Source organism: Curtobacterium sp. B8 (assembly GCF_000333315.1).
Classification (GTDB): Bacteria; Actinomycetota; Actinomycetes; order Actinomycetales; family Microbacteriaceae; genus Curtobacterium; species Curtobacterium luteum.
The window spans coordinates 1-2,035 of the sequence record NZ_BACW01000562.1; the positions used below are offsets into that span (position 1 = coordinate 1).

2 protein-coding genes are annotated in these 2,035 nt (G+C 75.6%); one reads left to right on the forward strand and one right to left on the reverse strand.

Annotated elements, in window-relative coordinates:
* Positions 1-220 precede the first annotated feature (220 nt).
* Positions 221-1,036, forward strand: a complete 816-nt coding sequence (locus I59_RS20155) for a dihydrofolate reductase family protein (RefSeq protein WP_022904589.1) — start codon at positions 221-223, stop codon at positions 1,034-1,036.
* Here the strand turns inward: I59_RS20155 and I59_RS15130 are convergent.
* On the reverse strand, positions 966-1,760 hold the full coding sequence (locus I59_RS15130; RefSeq protein WP_022904590.1) for an alpha/beta hydrolase: 795 nt from the start codon (positions 1,758-1,760) through the stop codon (positions 966-968). The two genes, I59_RS20155 and I59_RS15130, sit on opposite strands and share 71 nt — an antisense overlap.
* Positions 1,761-2,035: the final 275 nt, after the last annotated feature.

Here is a 2,035-nt window from a genome sequence, read left to right on the forward strand (position 1 = left end):
CATCCTCCCATCCGCGGCGGCTCCGCGACCGCCGTGCTTCGCGCAGCGGACCGCGAGCCGGAGGTGGTCTTCCTCCTCGAAGGGCCGGCCGGCGCGCGTGCGGTGCTGCGCGCACTGGAGCGCGAGGCGGCGGGACCGCGGGCCGGACGGCCGGCGCCCGTGCGGGCCGACGCACGGTGCGCGTACCATCGCCGCCACCACCCCGGACGAAGGAGTCCCCGTGTCCGCACGGTTCGTGTACTGGATGAACGTGTCCGTCGACGGCTACATCGAGCGCGCCCCCGGGGAGCACTCCGGCCCCGACGGCCCCGACTGGGTCCGCATCGACGAGGAGCTCCACCGGGAGTTCAACCGCCGAGCCGCGGGGATGACCCTCTCGGTCGAGGGTCGGGTGGTCCGCGACATGATGGACCCCTACTGGCCGGACGCCCGGTCGGACGATTCGCTCTCCGCGGTCGAGCGCGAGTACGCGGAGATCTACGTCGCGCAGCCGAAGGTCCTCGTGTCGCGGACGCGGACGAGCGCCGGACACGACACGCGGGTCATCGGGTCGGACGGGGACGCGATCGAGCAGCTCGCGCGCATCCGCGAGGAGACCGAGGGCGACGTCGGGGTGGGCGGGGCGGACCTCGCGTCGCAGCTCTTCGACGCCGGGCTGATCGACGAGCTGCTGCTGTTCCCCACCCGGCGGTGCTCGGTGCCGGTCGGCCGCTGTTCGATCCCCCGCGTTCCGGCGTTCGACGTCCGGCGTCGCTCGCGCTGCTGGAGGAGCAGCGGTTCCCGACCGGGGTGGTACTCCGGCGCTGGGACGTGCTCCGCCCCTGACGACTGCGGTGCGCCGGCGCTGCGACCACGACGCCGCGAGCACAGCGCCGCGACCACGGCGCTGCGACCACGACGCCCGACCCTGCAGCGGCGCACGCCTCCTCGCGGAGCCGTGCCGACTGCCCGGCGGAGCGACCGCCTCAGTCCGCCAGGAGGAACGCCGCGAACCGGTCGATCGTCGCCAGGGCCGCGGCGCTCCCCTCCTCGTTGAGGTGCCCGTGGAACGTCCCCGGCTCGACCGCGTACGACACGGTGACGTCGGCAGCACGCAACTCCTCGGCGAACGCCGCGCCGCTCGCCCGCAGGTCGTCGCGTTCGGAGTCGACGATGCACGTCGGCGGGAACCCGGTGAGGTCCGCGCCACCGGCGAAGACCCCGTCCGTGACGCCGTCCGCGTGGTTCGCGTTCATCGAGCGGACCGTCTCCGGCGTGAACCGCCGCTGCGGGTCGACGCCGACCACGGCCGCGGCGAGCTCGTCGGACGGGGCGGGCAGCTCGGCGTGCACCGTCGGGTACGCGAGGAGCACCTGCCGCGGGGCGGCGCCGTCGGCGACGAGTCGGAGCGCGGCCGACGCGCTGATCGACGCACCCGCGCTCGCGCCGCCGATCGACCAGTCACGGCCGCCGGTGTCGAGCGACACGTCTGCGCGGACGGACGCGAGGACGTGCCGCACCTCGTCCTGCGGCACGGGGAAGTGCACGCCGTCCGGACGCTCGTCGCTCGGCGCGAGGCGGTACTCGACCTCGACGGTCGTCACGCCGCGCGATGCGAGCTCCCGGGCGACCTGCACCGACTCCGGCATGTCGAGGTCACCGGACACGAACCCGCCGCCGTGCGACCACACGAGTCCGGCACGCGCCGACCCGTCCGCGGTGTGCACGCGGATCCGCAGGGGTCCGTGCGGGCCGTCGAGGGTGCGGTCGGTCGTCGTCATGGCGGGTCCTGGTGGGTCGGGCCGCGGGTCCGCGGCGGTGCGTGTCGTCACGGTACCGGAGGACGGGCGCGACGCGCCGGGGTGTGGAGAGCGGCCGCGACGTGGCGGGGGTCGGAGGACGGGCGCGACGCGCCGGGGGTCGGACTGGAGGCCCGGGGCCGGTGAGCGGGTCTGCTCACCCGCACCGGGCCTCCAGTCCGTCAGGCCGCGACGCGGCCCCGGTGGGCGCGCGCCAGCCCGCACCAGACGAGGACGGCGGCGACCGCCGTCAGGAG